Genomic DNA, 15291 nt, shown 5'->3' with positions numbered 1-15291 from the left:
CATTATATCATAAGGTTGCTACAATTTTATTACTAAAATCCGTAAATTAGTTAAACTTCTTATATCTTTAGATCTTATCTTCTCGGCACTTTATTATCATTCTGATCTCCACCTCCGACAATCTTTCCTACACTCATTCCAAGCATATGTGAAGCATTGCCGGCTGCCATTCCTACTAAGCTTCTGACGGGGCTAAGAATATTAATTGACCCCCTACTCGTATCTGCTACACCGTAAACACCGGTTAGGACTACAATAAGCTGAATTGCCCCCCCGATGAAAAAATAAAAGATAGTTACGAATAATAATAATTTTAATGCAGGATGGAAGTATGATTTAATAGCCAAAGGCTTTAAGCGCTTAAATTCACCTAAAGCACCAAGATCAACAGGCTCAATATAATTCTCTGCAAAAACTCCGATATTTGCTGAGCATGGGTCTTTTGCAACCATACCGATTGTTGTGCAAAATATTGAATCGATATCTTTACATGCTTGAGTTATAGGAATATTATGCTCTTTGATCTCAGCACTCTTAGTAGTAAGTTCCCCGAAATAAATCGAATCGAGCACGGTTAGCATAAAAGAAAGTAATATGAATAATACTGCAGGAGCAATAATATAACCTATAATCATTCTAAACCAGGATTGAAAAATATTTTTAGTAGGGTTAAATAAAGAGAAACAAAGCATTATAGGAGATATCAATATCAGTACCGCTACTATAAATAACGAATGAATGAATACTGAAGTAAACCTAAAAATTATTAATAAAAGCAAAAAAACATATAGAACAGAGATAATCGTCAGCAAAAACCCATCTCCGCTGACAAATAGCGCAGCAGCACCGATCCACATACTAATCATTCCACTCATAGAATAATGACAGGAACCAAAATTTAAATAATTAGCAAGCTTACAATCAACAAAGTCCCAAAAGGTTAACTTTACACGATGTGACCCAGCAGTAGGTTCAATCTTACCTGCAAATGAAGAAACACTAATATCTCTTTGCCCTAAAAGCTCTTTTCCTTCAAACCAATAATTACACAACCCAACCGGATCTTTATCAACCTGTACTTTAAAAAATATTAAAGATAATTCTTCCGTTCCGGAAACTATGGCCGGAAAAAGCCCTTTAGCCTCACCTTGTTGATAATAATACCAAGTGCCGGAGCCGGTAAAAACAAGTACCAATGTAAATTTTATTATGTACATTAAGAATTCACCTTGGTTCGGTACTTGGATTGAGCTCATTATTTTAATTCCGACTAATGAAACATATAGCACCAAGACCGCAAACACCAACCCTCTAAAGTTTTCATGCAAAATAGTAAGCAGACCTCTTTTATTACTTTGATTAGCGCCTAAGAATACTTTTAGTATCATATCTTTTACACATCCTACTACCGTGCTCGTAACATGAAATTCACTCTCAAGAAATAATTTCATAGCTAACCCGTTTCGAGAACGCTGATCAGTAATAGGCAAAGCCTTTCCTAAAGACTGTAAATCTTCTCTACCGCTAATTAAGTGGTAGCATCTTGTACTTTTAATTTGCTCTAAAAACGGCGGTTCCACAGCTCTCTCTACGGGTGGTGCAATTGAGGCGCATCCGACTTTAATCGGAATTACCGTCTCCGGAGTCGCAACACATAATTGCATCTTCCCAAGCGAAGTATTAAAATAATTGTAAGCATGAAATATTACTGATCTTAACTCTACCGATTCCCCAGCTTTTAAAAACTTTCCTTCTCTTGCACTTAAAGAAGAATTACCGTTCCTTGGAGAATACGAATCAGCATATTCAATTCTAACCTGCCCTACCATTTCTTTAAGCGCATAATTTTTAGCAATACCCGCACAAAACGGAGAAGCAGCCCCCATATATCCCCATACTTTACCTCTAAAATGCCGTTCCGCTTCACTACGGTATATTTTGGAATTATGAAGAGGATCCCATTCAGGATCACATGAATAGTAAAAAGGTATATCAGTTGCAGTTAAAGCAAGCGGATGCTGATTCCTGTAACCCCCGCTCGGCTGCATTTTAGAGTCTATCCACCCATTCATTCTATTTATATATTCATGAGGCCTTACAATATAGGCATTAGTACATATATTGCCCAAAGTAAAACGATGCATCATAGGAATAGCGCCGATCACCGAGTCTATGGCCCCTACTGCTTGTCTGGCAAAATTTGTAACATAAGAAAACATAGAAGCATTTAAGGGCGTATGTACCCTAGTATGCTCTTCTCCTTTTTCTTTTTTGGATTTTTGAAAGCTGTCGAATAAAACTTGGGTTTCATCATGGCCTGATATTTTATTTAAGCGAAGGCATGCAAACGTCCCGTTATCCTGATAAGACTCAAATTCTTCCAAGCTATTAAAAGCTAAAGCTTCATTAGCAACTATCAACAGGAAAAAAAATACTAACAGTAATTTAGTACCATATTTAATTTGGGTCATTGGTAATAATTTTCATAAATTATGGCGGGTTTTATTAAGCTTAATCTTTTTATGCATAAGCATTTAACACTACCGGCGTTTTCAAACTACGATTCAATAGCAAAGCTATAAAATTTGACAAGATAAATTTATATAAAATAGAATAATTTATACATTAAAACAGATATATAACGATACAATATTAAGCTATTAATAAATTAGCTTTTAAAGCCTTATTTATTATATCTAAACAACTTAAGCTAAAAGCTTTCTATTCAATACAATATGATTAGGCTTCGGTTCTTTCTACCGGTAAGGTAAAATTCCACATTTTTTCTATGTTATAATTTTCCCTCACCTCAGGGATAAATATATGAATTACTACATCTAATGCATCAATTAAAACCCAATTACCTTCTTTCATCCCCTCGACACCTACTCCTCCGAAACCTTCGTTCTTTATGTCCGCCAGTATTTTTTCAGCTAATGAGTTAACATGCCTGGTCGAGCGTCCGCTTGCAACTACCATAAAGTGTGCGAAATCCGCTTTACCTTCTAAATCAATTAAAGTGACGTCTTCCGCTTTATCTCTATCTAAACAACTTAGCACTAAATCTTTTATATCTATTGCTCTCTCTTTATTTCCTAATTCTCTGATTTTATTTTGATTTTTCATATTTTAACTTGCTCCTTATTTGGGTAGATGAAATCGGATTTTGCCGAATTTTAAAAAAACACCAATTTTTATTTTTAAAGTTAGTAACATTACCATAATTAAGCATTTTATGCGATGGAAAAATATTAGCAGCTTTTGACTTATTAACCTTAATCCCAAAACTGAAACGGTCAAAAACCGCTACATAAGATTGCCTAAATATTTGCTTCCACTGATACCATTTATGAATTTGCATCATATTATCCGCACCCATCAGCCAAACAAACTCTACGTTCCTGTGCATCTTTTTTATTCTGTTAATTGAATTTGCCGTAAAGTTATTTTTAAAATATTTCTCAATATCACTGACTATAATTTTATTTGAATGCTTTGTATTTTCAGCTATTTCAACTCTGGTATTTAATGAACCCTTAACGTCTTCACTTTTTAAAGGGTTTTGAGGAGAAACCAACCAAACCACATAATCTAAATTTAAATGCTTAATTGCTTCTAAGCTTATATACCTATGCCCTTCATGTGCGGGATTAAAAGTTCCTCCTAAAATCCCCACCCTTATTTTTGCATTTCCTGAAACAGGTAATAACCTAAATCTACTCATTTAGTGAGCGAAAGTTTGCGCATTAAGGCGTTTACCATATTCCTCCGATCTTTCTACATCCTCATCCCATTCAATGGGCTCAGGAATTTTAGTTAAAGCAATTTTTAAAACCTCATCTGCATTTTCTACCGGAATGATTTCTAAATTATCTTTAACATTCGCTGGGATTTCCTCAAGATCCTTAGTATTTTCTTTCGGAATCATAACAGTCTTAACTCCCGCCCTTAAAGCTGCAAGTAATTTTTCTTTTAGCCCTCCGATTGCGAGCACCCTACCTCTTAAGGTTATTTCTCCGGTCATCGCCACTGTTTTTCTAACCGGAATACCGGTTAGCGCTGAAACAAGAGAGGTATAAAGCGCAATACCTGCCGAAGGTCCGTCTTTAGGAGTTGCCCCTTCAGGAACGTGTATATGAATATCCCTGCGCTTAAATAAGCCCGGGTTTATACCAAGCTCAACAGCTCTTGATCTTACATAGCTAAGCGCGGCTTGCGCCGACTCTTTCATAACATCACCCAATTTACCGGTGATCTTAATATCACCCTTACCATACATCAATACCGCTTCTATGGAAAGTATATCTCCACCTACTTCGGTATAAGCCAGGCCGGTAGTTACACCAACCATATCTTCTTTCTCAAGCTCGTTACCTAAGAATTTTTTGACACCGAGAAAATTATTTATATTTTCTAAAGTAATTTTTATAGTATCAATTTTTTTGAGCATTATTTCTCTTATCGCTTTACGAGAAATTTTAGCAATCTCCCTATCCAAGCTTCTAACCCCTGCCTCGCGAGTATAAGAATAAATAACCTCTCTTATAACTTCTTCAGGAATTTCAACTTCTCCCGGTTTGATCCCGTGAGCTTTATACTGCTTAGGAATTAAATAATTTTTAGCAATTTGAACTTTCTCATCTTCAGTGTATCCTGATAATCTAATCACTTCCATCCTATCCATAAGCGGACGAGGAATATCCGTGCTATTGGCAGTGGCTACAAACATCACCTTTGAGAGATCATAATCAAGCTCGATATAATGATCGTTAAATAAGTGGTTTTGTTCAGGATCCAGCACCTCAAGTAAAGCTGAAGATGGGTCGCCGCGGTGATCAAAGCCCAACTTATCAATCTCATCAAGAAGTATTAACGGATTATTGGTTTTAGCTTTTTTCATAGCTTGAATAATTTTACCCGGCATTGCTCCTATATAAGTTCTTCTATGCCCTTTTATTTCGGCTTCATCTCTAAGGCCGCCTAAGGAAATTTTCACAAAATTTCTTCCTGTCGCATTAGCTATCGACTTAGCAAGTGAGGTTTTACCTACACCTGGAGGACCCACTAAGCAAACAATCGGGCTTTTCAGATCATTTGTTCTTAGGTTAACCGCTAAATATTCCAAGATTCTTTCTTTTATTTTTTCTAAGCCGTAATGCTCATCTTCAAGAACTTTTTCAGCATTTTTTAAATCTTTTTTGATAGGAGAGTATTTGCCCCATGGAAGATCAATAATCCACTCCAGATAATTTCTGATCACCGTAGTCTCCGAAGACATCGGATTCATGGTTTTAAGCTTTCTAAGCTCTGAATCGACTCTTTCTTTAGCTTCTTTACTCAACTTCAGCTTCTTAAGTTTTTCGGTAAGAATACCGATCTCTTCTTTAAAATCTTCTTCACCTAACTCTTTATGAATAGCTTTCAGCTGTTCGTTAAGGTAGTAATCTTTCTGATTTTTTTCTATCTGAGTTCTCACCCTGCTCCTAATCCTGGTTTCGGTATTAAGGAGTTCTATCTCGGAATCTAAAATTAACAGTAACTTCTCAAGCTTAGCTGAAACATCCGTGAGCTCGAGTATTTCTTGTTTCTTATCTGCTTTAATTATTAAATGTGCACTGATTGCATCACAAAATTTATGGATGTCCTGAATTTGGCTTAAGCTCGCTGCAACCTCAGGGTTTGTTCTACGATTTAACTTAGTATAACTTTCAAACTGATCGGTAATTGAACGCTGAAGAACGCTTACCTCTTTGTTTTCATTACTTAGAGGCCTATCATTCATGTCTTTCACATGAGCTCGGATAATATTATCATCGCCTAGAAACTTAATTACCTTAACCCGCTTTACTCCTTCGACTAATATTTTAACTGTCGAGTCTTGCAGCTTAAGAACCTGCAAAACGTTAGCAATAACTCCTACTTTATAAAGGTCGGAAGTTTTCGGGTCGTCCCTATTTGCATCTTTTTGCGCCAGTAACAAGATTTTATTCTTATTAAGTACAGAGGCTTCTTCAAGGGCTTTAACAGATTTTTCTCTCCCGACGAATAGAGGAACTATCATATTAGGAAACATTACTAAATCTCTTAAAGGTAAAACCGGATAAATATCAATAGAAGTCATAGCTTACTTTTTTTATTGCTTTATATTAAGTATATATAAGTTGCTTTTTGAATTTCACAAGGTTTATACTTTAAATTTTCTTTGCTATCTTATATATATCACAACAAACATTTTTTATCTCCTATGATTTCACATCTTTTAAAAAAAATATTTATCTACTTTTTGATTATGCTCGTTGTAGTACTCAATCATATACCTATGCATTACACACTTGATATTCTTTACCCTAATTTATTATTTCTTATAGTTTTTTTCTTTGAGCTCAGCGAAGGAGAAAAGCTATCCAAGATATTTTTAATATTTTGCGGGTTACTTAATGATTACCTGGAAAGCAGTCTAATCGGCCTTACTTCATTGCAGCTTATTATCTTAAGTTTTTTAATGAGTAAAAATATGAAGGCTTTAGAAGAACAAAAATTTGGAATAACCTGGGCAGCTTTTACCGTGTTAATTTTTATAGTATACGCATTAAAAATTATTATATTAAGTATATTTTATAAAACATCCTTGTTTAGCGTCAGATTATTATTGGAACTTTGCTTAACCATTACTTTTTACCCACCGGCACATTTTGCCCTAACTAAAATGTTTTATTTCAGACGAAAATATAATGCGCGATAATTTTCAAAAAAATCAGGTTTTCACCAGAAGAGCTATTATACTCGGCTCAATAAAAACCGCTTTATTTTCTTTCTTATTTTGTCGTTATTATTATCTGCAAATCATAGACGCAATAAAATATAAAACCTTGTCTGATAAAAACAGGATCAAGATATCAGTTATTCCGCCCCTGAGAGGAACAATCAGAGATAGAAACGGCGTTGATCTTGCAACTAATATGCTTAGCTATAGGCTATCCTTTACCACCCGAGATATAACCCAAATAAAGGAAATGCTTGCCGAAGTTAACACAATTATTACTAATAAAATTGAAATCAGTGATAATGATATAAAATTAAGACTTAAAAAACTTTTAAGAAGTTCGCCCTTCATGGTAAGCGATAGGCTTAGCTGGGAGGATGTAACTAAACTTGAAATCAATAGCTTTAATTTACCCGGCATTCTTATTGATCAAGGGCAAAGGAGATATTATAATTTTCATAATATTACCGCTCATATCACAGGGTATATCGCTAGCCCCAGCAAAAAGGAACTGGAAAAAATATCTATTCCGAACTTTAATGATTTTTTAGTCGGCAAAAACGGAGTTGAAAAGATATTAGATGCACGGCTTAGAGGGCACCCGGGAATTAAAAAAGCCGAAGTTGATGCCCTAGGTAATCATGTTAGAGAAATCTCGAATTCTCCTTCCATGGAAGGAGAATCGGTTAAACTTGCCATTGATATTAATATTCAGAAATACGCAGCAGAAATATTATCCGATAAAACCGGCTCGATAATCTTAATTGATATTAAAACCGGTGAGGTGCTTTGCTTATATTCAAGTCCGGCTTATGATCCTAATAGCTTTGTCGGCGGGATTTCCACAGCAGAATGGAACAGTATAGCCAATGACCCGCAAACTCCGCTTATAAATAAAGCAATTACCGCTCTATATCCGCCCGGCTCCACTTTCAAAATCGTAACCGCGCTTGCAGCTTTAGAACATGGAATATCCCCTGATTTCAAGGTATTTTGCAATGGTAAGCATAAAGTAGGTAATAGAATATTTCATTGTAACCGTGAAACAGGCCATGGTGATGTTGATGTTAGGCTGGCAATTGCGCAATCCTGTAACGTCTATTTTTATGTCGTTGCGGAAAAAATGGGGATCAAAAATATTGTAAAAACAGCGTTTGGGTTAGGGTTCGGTGACAAAACCAATATTGAGCTTCCCTACGAAAGTAGGGGTAACATACCGGAACCCAATTGGAAATTTCTTAAATTCAGTCAAAAATGGACTATAGGCGACACGGTAAATGCTTCAATAGGTCAAGGGTTTGTATTAACCACCCCTATTCAACTTGCATTAATGGCGGCAAGGATTGCTTCAGGTAAAAATATATCTCCCACTATTTTACAAAAATCCGGCCAACCGACAAATCTAAAATTTTCTCCGCATAACTTAGATACCATCAGAAAAGGGATGTTTATGGTATTTAATGATAACAGAGGGAACGGTTATAGGCACAGGATATCCAACCCTGATTTCCAAATATGCGGAAAAACAGGAACTGCTCAAGTAATTTCCGCAAGAAAAACTACTAAGAAGCACCATACCGACCATGGTTTATTTTTAGGGTTCGCTCCATTTGAAGATCCCAGATATGCAATTTCCGTTATTGTAGAGCACGGCTCATGGGGCTCACAAAGTGCCCTTCCAATAGCTAAGGAAATTCTTTTATATGCTCATTCTCTAACTGAGTAAAAATAATTTATCTATACCTTGTTTTATTAACCATTTGTTAACTATTGATACTACATACTTTATTTGTAAATAATATAAAACTATACACTTATGAAAAATACAAGACAAAGAGTAGTAGTAATTAATTTTAAAAAAGAATTTAATCTTAGCATTGAAAGCAATTTCTACACACTTTCCAAGATTCAAATGGAAACCAATAAAAGTGTAATTATATGCCTTCCGAGCGCGATAGATTCCAAGCAGGAAAACGGCCGTATTAAGCTTGCTTAACCCTAAATATATAACTTTCATACTTATCTCTGTAACAAACTAGTAATAAATCTTGCTTTTTATTAAGTTTTACATCATTTTATCGCAACAATATCTAGAAAATCACCCATATATGTAGTAAAATGCCTTTGCATTCACCTCGTGATTATTAACTTTTTTTACTTACCAAGCACTAGGTTTATGTTCTATGGTATTTTTAATAACTGATTAAATTTTAAATTCATCATTCATTCAATAATTGTTTAATTGACTAAGGTGAAGTTTAAAATTGTCGGCAAGGGCTAGTAACATGAAACCTATATCGGATATTGATCTTTCTCGTGCACTTGGCCACCGTCGGAGAAGACGGAATATGCAATATGCTGCATTACTCGCTACTGCTTACATACTACCGACTCAAAAAAAACATTTTTTTTCTTCTTCAATATATGAAGCCCCCTCACTTAATCAGGTAGAGCTTGATTTTATGCATTCAGGCATAAAAATTACGCTTGATGAGATTAATAAGAATGTAGTTTATACTCCACAATATTTTAACTTAGATTTAAATAGAATAACAGAAACCGCTTATTATCCTCTTAACCATAAGCAAAACTATGATCCTTATAAGATATTTCAAAAAATAGCCCCTAAGAATCCTGATAAAGCCTTTATCTTTAATGGAATCCCGGCTATTGAGTTGAAAGGTATACACCACTTCTCTATACCCGAAAACAATAGGGGGGGTGATAAACCGAGATATAACTCAAATAATAATGAAAAATTTAAAGCTTCCGATGAAGCTTCTTTTGATGATGAAGCTCAAGAAGCATTAGAGGAAACAGAAAATTATAATCACTCAACTGCTGATGAAGAAGAGCAGACCTCTACATTAGCAACTCAGCACTCTGCAAAAGATAAACAATATGAACAACATGAGAGCCAAGATAAAGCAAAATCACCTATTCCGAGTACATTTAAACATTTAGTACTAAATGATAATATTATAATACCTTTAGCTCCACCGCAACCTTGCAACCTTGCACAGGGCTCAGAAGATAATATTAAGTTGCCGAATATTCATAGAATTTTTGAGCGCTCTAATTATGATAAAGACAAAAAACACAATGGAACTGATCTCTTTTTCAAGTACACTTTAACTACTCCGTTGTTTTCAAATACTTCCGTAAATTTAAAACCTTATTTGAAAACCGTGAACGATACGACTACTCAAAATAACATGCCTCATGCGCTTGATTATTTAAAACCGTCGTTTTCGGATCGGTTTAACTTGCCGGATGTTACAAGGTATAATTTAGCATGTTCAACTTTGCATATGCTTATCCTACTAACCGTTAAATTATTAGATAAAGATCCTTACTTTACATCCGGTAACTCGGATTATAAAGATAATCCGAAAGACGGAGACAGCGGTAAAATAAAAATCATCCCTAAAAAAGAAATCACCATTAAATTGGCAGAAGAGGAAGAGGAAGAGGAAGAGGAAGAGGAAGAGGAAGAGGAAGAGGAAGAGGAAGTAGAACTTAACAATGACACCCCTCCTACCATTAGCCCTCTCGGCGATTTGGAAGATGATTTGGAAGAAGTAGATACTGAAGTTGTGACGAATGAGGTAAAGAAAGAAGAGAAAGAAAAACAAGAAAAGCTAAAAGCTAAAGAAAAAGCAATAGAGGCAGAAAAAAAAGCTGAAGAAGAAAAAAGAAGGGCAGTGGAAGAAGCAACAAAAGCAGAAATAGAAGCAAACGTAAAAAAGCAGAAGGAAGCGAGAAAAAAAGCTAAAGAAGTAGAGCAGGAAAAAGAAAGTCTAAAAAAATTAGATGAAGAATTAAAACAAAAAGCAATAGAAGAAAAAGAGAGAGAAAAAAAAGAAAAGAAAAAAGCTAAACAGATAGAAGATGAAAAAAGAAGAAAAGAAGCAAATGCTAAAAAAATAGCTGCGGAGGAAGATGAACTTAAATCATTATATAAAAAGAAAGAGAAGATTAATAAATTAATAAAAATAGTTAAGCAAGTGATTAGTGATGAAGAGGCTGCTCAAGAAAATATCAAAGACAACACTAAAACCAAAGAAGCTTTAAAAAATAATAATTTTAAAGCAATAAAAGAAACAGAAATCTTCTTAGCAAGGTTGAATCTCGTAAAATTAGAATTAGAGAACCATCTTGTAGCCTATAATGAATTACAAATTCAAATAGATTCTCTTACAAGTATAATACAAAACATATTGGTAGGAGATATAGAATCCTTAGAAGAGCTGGATGATTTAATAGAAAATGACCGAGAAAAATTAGAAATATATAGGGAAACATTAGCAGAATTTGCTGAAATCGTAGATGAAGATAATAGTTTAAAGCAAAACGTTTTAGTTAAAATAATAAACAAAATAATTGAGCTGAATGAAGTTAAAAAAGTTCAAGCTTTAGAAGATGTAATTAATATTATAAACCAAAATATTGAGCAATTAAGTAATGTAAATTTTGAAAATCCGGCATTAATCATTGAAGCATTTAATGAAATTATAGAAAATGAACAAAGAACCCATAGAAATTTAATTGATGAAGGCAGTGTATTAAATGAAGAAATATATGAGCTAGTTCAAGCCGCTCAAGAGATTAATGAAGGAGTAACCGAAGCTAGAGCTAAATACGTAAAGTTAAATGAAGAATTAATTGAAACCGATAGTCATATTTCCTCACTCGAAGAACAATTGGAGCTCTTGAGGAAAGAACTTACCGAAGTTCAGAGAACATTAGAAGAAGAGATTGCAGAATCTTCCTCAGTTTTAACTAACACGACGGAAGAACAGTTACAACGGATACCTTCCCCTACTCCACTACCCACTCCGGCACCTACGCCTGAAGAAGATGATTCTATGCCTTACCCGAATGAGGATACTTCTTATTTACCTACGGTAGAATATGCCGTACCATTCGCCGCTCCGCTGATCCATGCAACATTATTTCTGTTCGAAGCAATAAATACCGAAAGCTCATCTTCCTCAATATAATTTAGAATTTTTTTACTTCAAAGCACTCAAGAATTCATTCCTTATATTGTAGTCTTCATGAAAAGCTCCAAGCATCTTGCCGGTTCTCATCACTGCATTATTACAACTTTGGTGCTTAAATGATAAACAGTTATGCTTTGCCTCTATTACTACCCCTACACCCTTGGGCTGCAAATTCTTATATATAGCTTCGGCAATTAATACGGTTAGTCTTTCCTGGATTTGCAACCTGCCTGCAAATGCCTCAAGCACTTCTACAAATTTGCCGATCCCAGCAATTTTTTTATTCGGAATATAACCTATATGACATTTACCACTAAAGGGCAGGAAATGATGCTCACAGTAAGAAGTAAAATTTATATCTTTAAGCATAATAATATCATCATACCCCTCAACCTCTTCAATAGTTTCAGCTAATATTTCATCAGAATTAACGGCATAACCGGCAAAATAGCTTTGTAAAACTTCTAATATTTTGTAAGGAGATTTTTTAAGCTCCGATCGACCGGGGTCATCACCTATGCATTCTATTAAACTTCTAATGGCATTTATAGCTTTTTGGTTTATAGCCTGGTCTTTTTCTAAAATTTTCGACATAAATCTTACTATATTTAATTATTTCTTATATACACATAAAGAACAGATATTAGAACCGAATGCAATATTATTTTACTTATTTTTAATAATAATTCTGGATATAATCACAAATGGATCTTATAAAGCTCTTGGAAAACTATTACAGCAATTAATTATAACTGACTACATATGTTCACACGTATCTCCACTTATCTTACCCCAAATCAAAAATCAAATATTGATCTGGATATTGATCTGGGTATATCTACAGCTTTTCTTGTAACCACTTGTTATTATATACCTGCTCTTACTTACCCCCTGCTCGGCGCTCAAGCATTTAAACTTACTCTCCATATGAGCTTAAGTTATTTAAAAAGCAAGGATTACATAGGAGAACAATTTCATAAATCAGCTATGATTGCTTTAGACCCGATTTGGCCGATTATTTACCCGATCTGCCTTTCATCACAACTTACCCCATACTTTGCCGCACTTATTGAAAACGATGTTTTATTAAAAAGTGCTTCAAACTTATTAAGCTATGCGCCCTTAACGGTAAAAAAGCCGATTTTTTATTTAACATCCAATAGCGCATTAAAATTTTCCGCAGCTTTTACTTCAGGTGTAATCACTCCGATTGTTTATAAAACCTTAGATAAAATTTGCAATCCTTTAAACCGAGATATTGAGAAAAAATTTAATCCTAACAGCATTTATCTAAGTACAAATAACTTAATACTTCCTTCCGTCCTATCAATATTTTCAACTCAATTTACAAGTGAATACGCCACCCCTTACGGTTGCTTCATTAAGGGATTAATTTTACATCTTTCCATGCATGCGGTAAGAATCGCTCAACCTAATTTAAGTAACATCTACAGCACTATTAAAGACAGCATGGTAAAAGGGGTTATATATGCAATGGCTAAAAGTATTGCCGCTGCTTTACCTTTACCTGCATTTTTGCCCGAAGCCGTCGCCAGATTAGAAATTTATTATAGTAATCGTAAAGCATTAGAGGAATTACTAATTTGGAGTAAAAATACTTATATTGAAAAACTTAGAAATTATATAACGGAGAATAATTTTATGCCTACTGATCCCCGCTTAAGAACTTTTTTATCTTCAGTTGATTTTATTACCGCAACTGCAATTGTTGCCTCTGCGACATATAGCTTATGTGCATCAACTTATCTTAGCCCATTCATTTTAAGCAGTGCTGCACACTTAGGCGCTTCTTATATATTAAAATCTGCGGTAAATAATAATATCCTTTCTAAAGATGCAGCAGCAATAGCTGAAACTGCATTTGTCAGTGCAACTATTTGCATGTCTTTTGCAGGGTTTAGTAATAATATAACTAATTCGGTAGAAGGAAATTCTTTAAGTGATTGGTTAGGTGTTAAGCCATTGGTTAATACTATATTAGTAGGCGGAATTCCAACCCTATGCTTTGGGCTTATAGGTAAAACTTCTAACTATATCTATGGAAATGAAGATAACAAAGATAAACCCGCAACCGAGAAGGTAGCACCGGAGAAGAACTCTAAAACCCCTGAAAATACTGAAATTAATAGTATATTATACTCTACTTTCAAAGAAGTAATAGCCCATTATCCGAAATATTATCTTCATCTTGTAGCTTGCGAAGGCTTATTGTACGGAGCCGCACTCGGGGGTGCGCTAAAATATGTAATAAGCTATGCTTTTGCCGATAATAAGCCTGAAGGATATAAACTCAATTTTGCTTTAGGAACAGCACTTGCGGCTTTAGGCGCAGCTAATCACACAGCCTATCAGCTGGTGAATTACGGTAATGATTTTACTAATATATGCATATCTTCCGCAATTGAAATGTTTGATATGATAATAGCAACCGGAGCTAAAAATTATTTCTGCAACTTGGTTTCAAACCAACCTGAAAGCCAAAAAATAAAAATGCATTAATAGAACGGCTCTAATAACACGTTTATTAGAGCCGTATTTTGTAATAACCTAAGCCAAGCAATTGATATGATCTTTATATAGGAAAAACTATATATGGATATGAAAAATGTATAACCATGGGATCATAAAAATATAAAGGATAAAAATTTTTTATATTAAGCAAACTTAATAACCGCTGCTCCAAGCATAATTAAAGATATTCCGCAGACCTTGTTTTTGGTAATCTCTTCTTTTAAAAAGAAGGTGCCGAGGAGCGTAGCGATAATTATCGATACTTCTCTAAGAGCTACCACATATGAGGCCGGGCTATTGCGAAAGGCAAATAGGATAATGCTATATGTACTGAACATTGAAACATTAATAATAAAGCTTGGTAGTTTATATCTCTTCAAAGTATTAAGCAGTTGCGGTTTGCGCTTTATTATAATAAACGGCGAAAGAATTAAGGCAGTAGAAATAAACATAATTGAGCCGTAGAAAAGCGAAGGTATGAATTGAACTGCAAGCTTATCAACCACTGAGTATAAAGAAATAGAGATCCCGACCATACTTGCGGAAAATATAACTTCATTACGGGTAACGGATTTACTTATCGCTATAGATAATATGCCTGAAATTAAGACTAAAATCCCGATAAACCCTACAAAAGAAATTTTATCAATACCAAGTGTTATTGCAAGTAGAGAGGTTCCTATAATTCCCGTGCCGCGTGACACCGGGTAAACTATTGATACTTCCCCGACTTTATAAGACCATCCGAGAAGCGTTAAATAACATGAATGAATAACCCCAGTTAATATTATATATAAAATAAATTCTTTTGTTATACCCTCGAAATCAGAAAGATAATAAGTGAGGGGGAGAGTAATAAATCCTACTGCTAATTGACCGAGCCAAAGCATAGTTAGCCTATCTCCTTTTGTTTTTTTAGTAAAAAAATTCCAGGTAGCATGCAGCATTGCTGCTGATATTACTAGTATAAAAGTAAAAGTATCCATATAA

The 15291-nt window shown here is 34.6% G+C and carries 11 protein-coding genes; 5 read left to right on the top strand and 6 right to left on the bottom strand.

Annotation, left to right across the window (positions count from 1 at the left end; genetic code table 11):
• Window positions 1–74 precede the first annotated feature (74 nt).
• The 4 genes from NF27_RS09760 to lon form a co-directional block, all read right to left on the bottom strand.
• Window positions 75–2471: a TrbL/VirB6 family protein gene (locus NF27_RS09760; protein ID WP_039458951.1), complete on the bottom strand. Its 2397-nt coding sequence runs from the start codon at window positions 2469–2471 to the stop codon at window positions 75–77.
• A gap of 268 nt (window positions 2472–2739) precedes the next feature.
• Window positions 2740–3126, bottom strand: a complete 387-nt coding sequence (gene rsfS / locus NF27_RS09755; protein WP_053332768.1) for a ribosome silencing factor — start codon at window positions 3124–3126, stop codon at window positions 2740–2742.
• Window positions 3110–3724 carry a nicotinate (nicotinamide) nucleotide adenylyltransferase gene (gene nadD, locus NF27_RS09750; protein WP_053332767.1) on the bottom strand — a complete coding sequence of 205 codons (615 nt, stop codon included), beginning with the start codon at window positions 3722–3724 and terminating at the stop codon, window positions 3110–3112. Before nadD ends, rsfS begins: the two co-directional genes overlap by 17 nt.
• Window positions 3725–6121, bottom strand: a complete 2397-nt coding sequence (gene lon / locus NF27_RS09745; protein ID WP_053332766.1) for an endopeptidase La — start codon at window positions 6119–6121, stop codon at window positions 3725–3727.
• 123 nt (window positions 6122–6244) lie between these two features.
• Between lon and mreD the strand changes: the two genes are divergently transcribed.
• From mreD to NF27_RS11460, 4 genes are all read left to right on the top strand, one after another.
• The gene (gene mreD / locus NF27_RS09740) at window positions 6245–6742 is read left to right on the top strand and encodes a rod shape-determining protein MreD (protein ID WP_039458949.1); all 498 of its coding nucleotides are present in this window, start codon (window positions 6245–6247) and stop codon (window positions 6740–6742) included.
• Window positions 6732–8489, top strand: a complete 1758-nt coding sequence (mrdA, locus tag NF27_RS09735; RefSeq protein WP_039458947.1) for a penicillin-binding protein 2 — start codon at window positions 6732–6734, stop codon at window positions 8487–8489. Before mreD ends, mrdA begins: the two co-directional genes overlap by 11 nt.
• A 90-nt stretch (window positions 8490–8579) precedes the next feature.
• A complete protein-coding gene (locus NF27_RS09730) occupies window positions 8580–8759 on the top strand; it encodes a hypothetical protein (protein WP_039458944.1) in 180 nt (59 codons plus the stop codon).
• Between the two features lie 289 nt (window positions 8760–9048).
• Entirely contained in the window at window positions 9049–11766 is a 2718-nt protein-coding gene (locus NF27_RS11460) for a hypothetical protein (RefSeq protein WP_152606903.1), read from the top strand.
• Window positions 11767–11778: 12 nt separating this feature from the next.
• On the opposite strand, the gene folE is transcribed toward NF27_RS11460, so the two are convergent.
• Window positions 11779–12363: a GTP cyclohydrolase I gene (folE, locus tag NF27_RS09720; RefSeq protein WP_053332764.1), complete on the bottom strand. Its 585-nt coding sequence runs from the start codon at window positions 12361–12363 to the stop codon at window positions 11779–11781.
• A gap of 168 nt (window positions 12364–12531) precedes the next feature.
• Between folE and NF27_RS09715 the strand changes: the two genes are divergently transcribed.
• Complete coding sequence (locus tag NF27_RS09715; RefSeq protein WP_039458942.1) at window positions 12532–14289, top strand: hypothetical protein; 1758 nt, start codon at window positions 12532–12534, stop codon at window positions 14287–14289.
• Between the two features lie 155 nt (window positions 14290–14444).
• Here the strand turns inward: NF27_RS09715 and NF27_RS09710 are convergent, their stop codons facing one another.
• A complete protein-coding gene (locus tag NF27_RS09710) occupies window positions 14445–15287 on the bottom strand; it encodes a DMT family transporter (protein ID WP_039458939.1) in 843 nt (280 codons plus the stop codon).
• Window positions 15288–15291 lie beyond the last annotated feature (4 nt).

Source organism: Candidatus Jidaibacter acanthamoeba (assembly GCF_000815465.1).
Taxonomy (GTDB): domain Bacteria; phylum Pseudomonadota; class Alphaproteobacteria; order Rickettsiales; family Midichloriaceae; genus Jidaibacter; species Jidaibacter acanthamoebae.
Note: the sequence above shows the minus strand (reverse complement) of the source record. Positions and strands in the feature narration are given on the sequence as shown.

Bases quoted from the DNA above. Each gene is read 5' to 3' on its own strand.
- folE (WP_053332764.1), bottom strand. From the start codon at position 12,363: ATGTCGAAAATTTTAGAAAAAGACCAGGCTATAAACCAAAAAGCTATA.
- rsfS (WP_053332768.1), bottom strand. From the start codon at position 3,126: ATGAAAAATCAAAATAAAATCAGAGAATTAGGAAATAAAGAGAGAGCA.
- NF27_RS11460 (WP_152606903.1), top strand. From the start codon at position 9,049: ATGAAACCTATATCGGATATTGATCTTTCTCGTGCACTTGGCCACCGT.
- NF27_RS09715 (WP_039458942.1), top strand. From the start codon at position 12,532: ATGTTCACACGTATCTCCACTTATCTTACCCCAAATCAAAAATCAAAT.
- NF27_RS09760 (WP_039458951.1), bottom strand. From the start codon at position 2,471: ATGACCCAAATTAAATATGGTACTAAATTACTGTTAGTATTTTTTTTC.
- mrdA (WP_039458947.1), top strand. From the start codon at position 6,732: ATGCGCGATAATTTTCAAAAAAATCAGGTTTTCACCAGAAGAGCTATT.
- NF27_RS09730 (WP_039458944.1), top strand. From the start codon at position 8,580: ATGAAAAATACAAGACAAAGAGTAGTAGTAATTAATTTTAAAAAAGAA.
- NF27_RS09710 (WP_039458939.1), bottom strand. From the start codon at position 15,287: ATGGATACTTTTACTTTTATACTAGTAATATCAGCAGCAATGCTGCAT.
- mreD (WP_039458949.1), top strand. From the start codon at position 6,245: ATGATTTCACATCTTTTAAAAAAAATATTTATCTACTTTTTGATTATG.
- nadD (WP_053332767.1), bottom strand. From the start codon at position 3,724: ATGAGTAGATTTAGGTTATTACCTGTTTCAGGAAATGCAAAAATAAGG.
- lon (WP_053332766.1), bottom strand. From the start codon at position 6,121: ATGACTTCTATTGATATTTATCCGGTTTTACCTTTAAGAGATTTAGTA.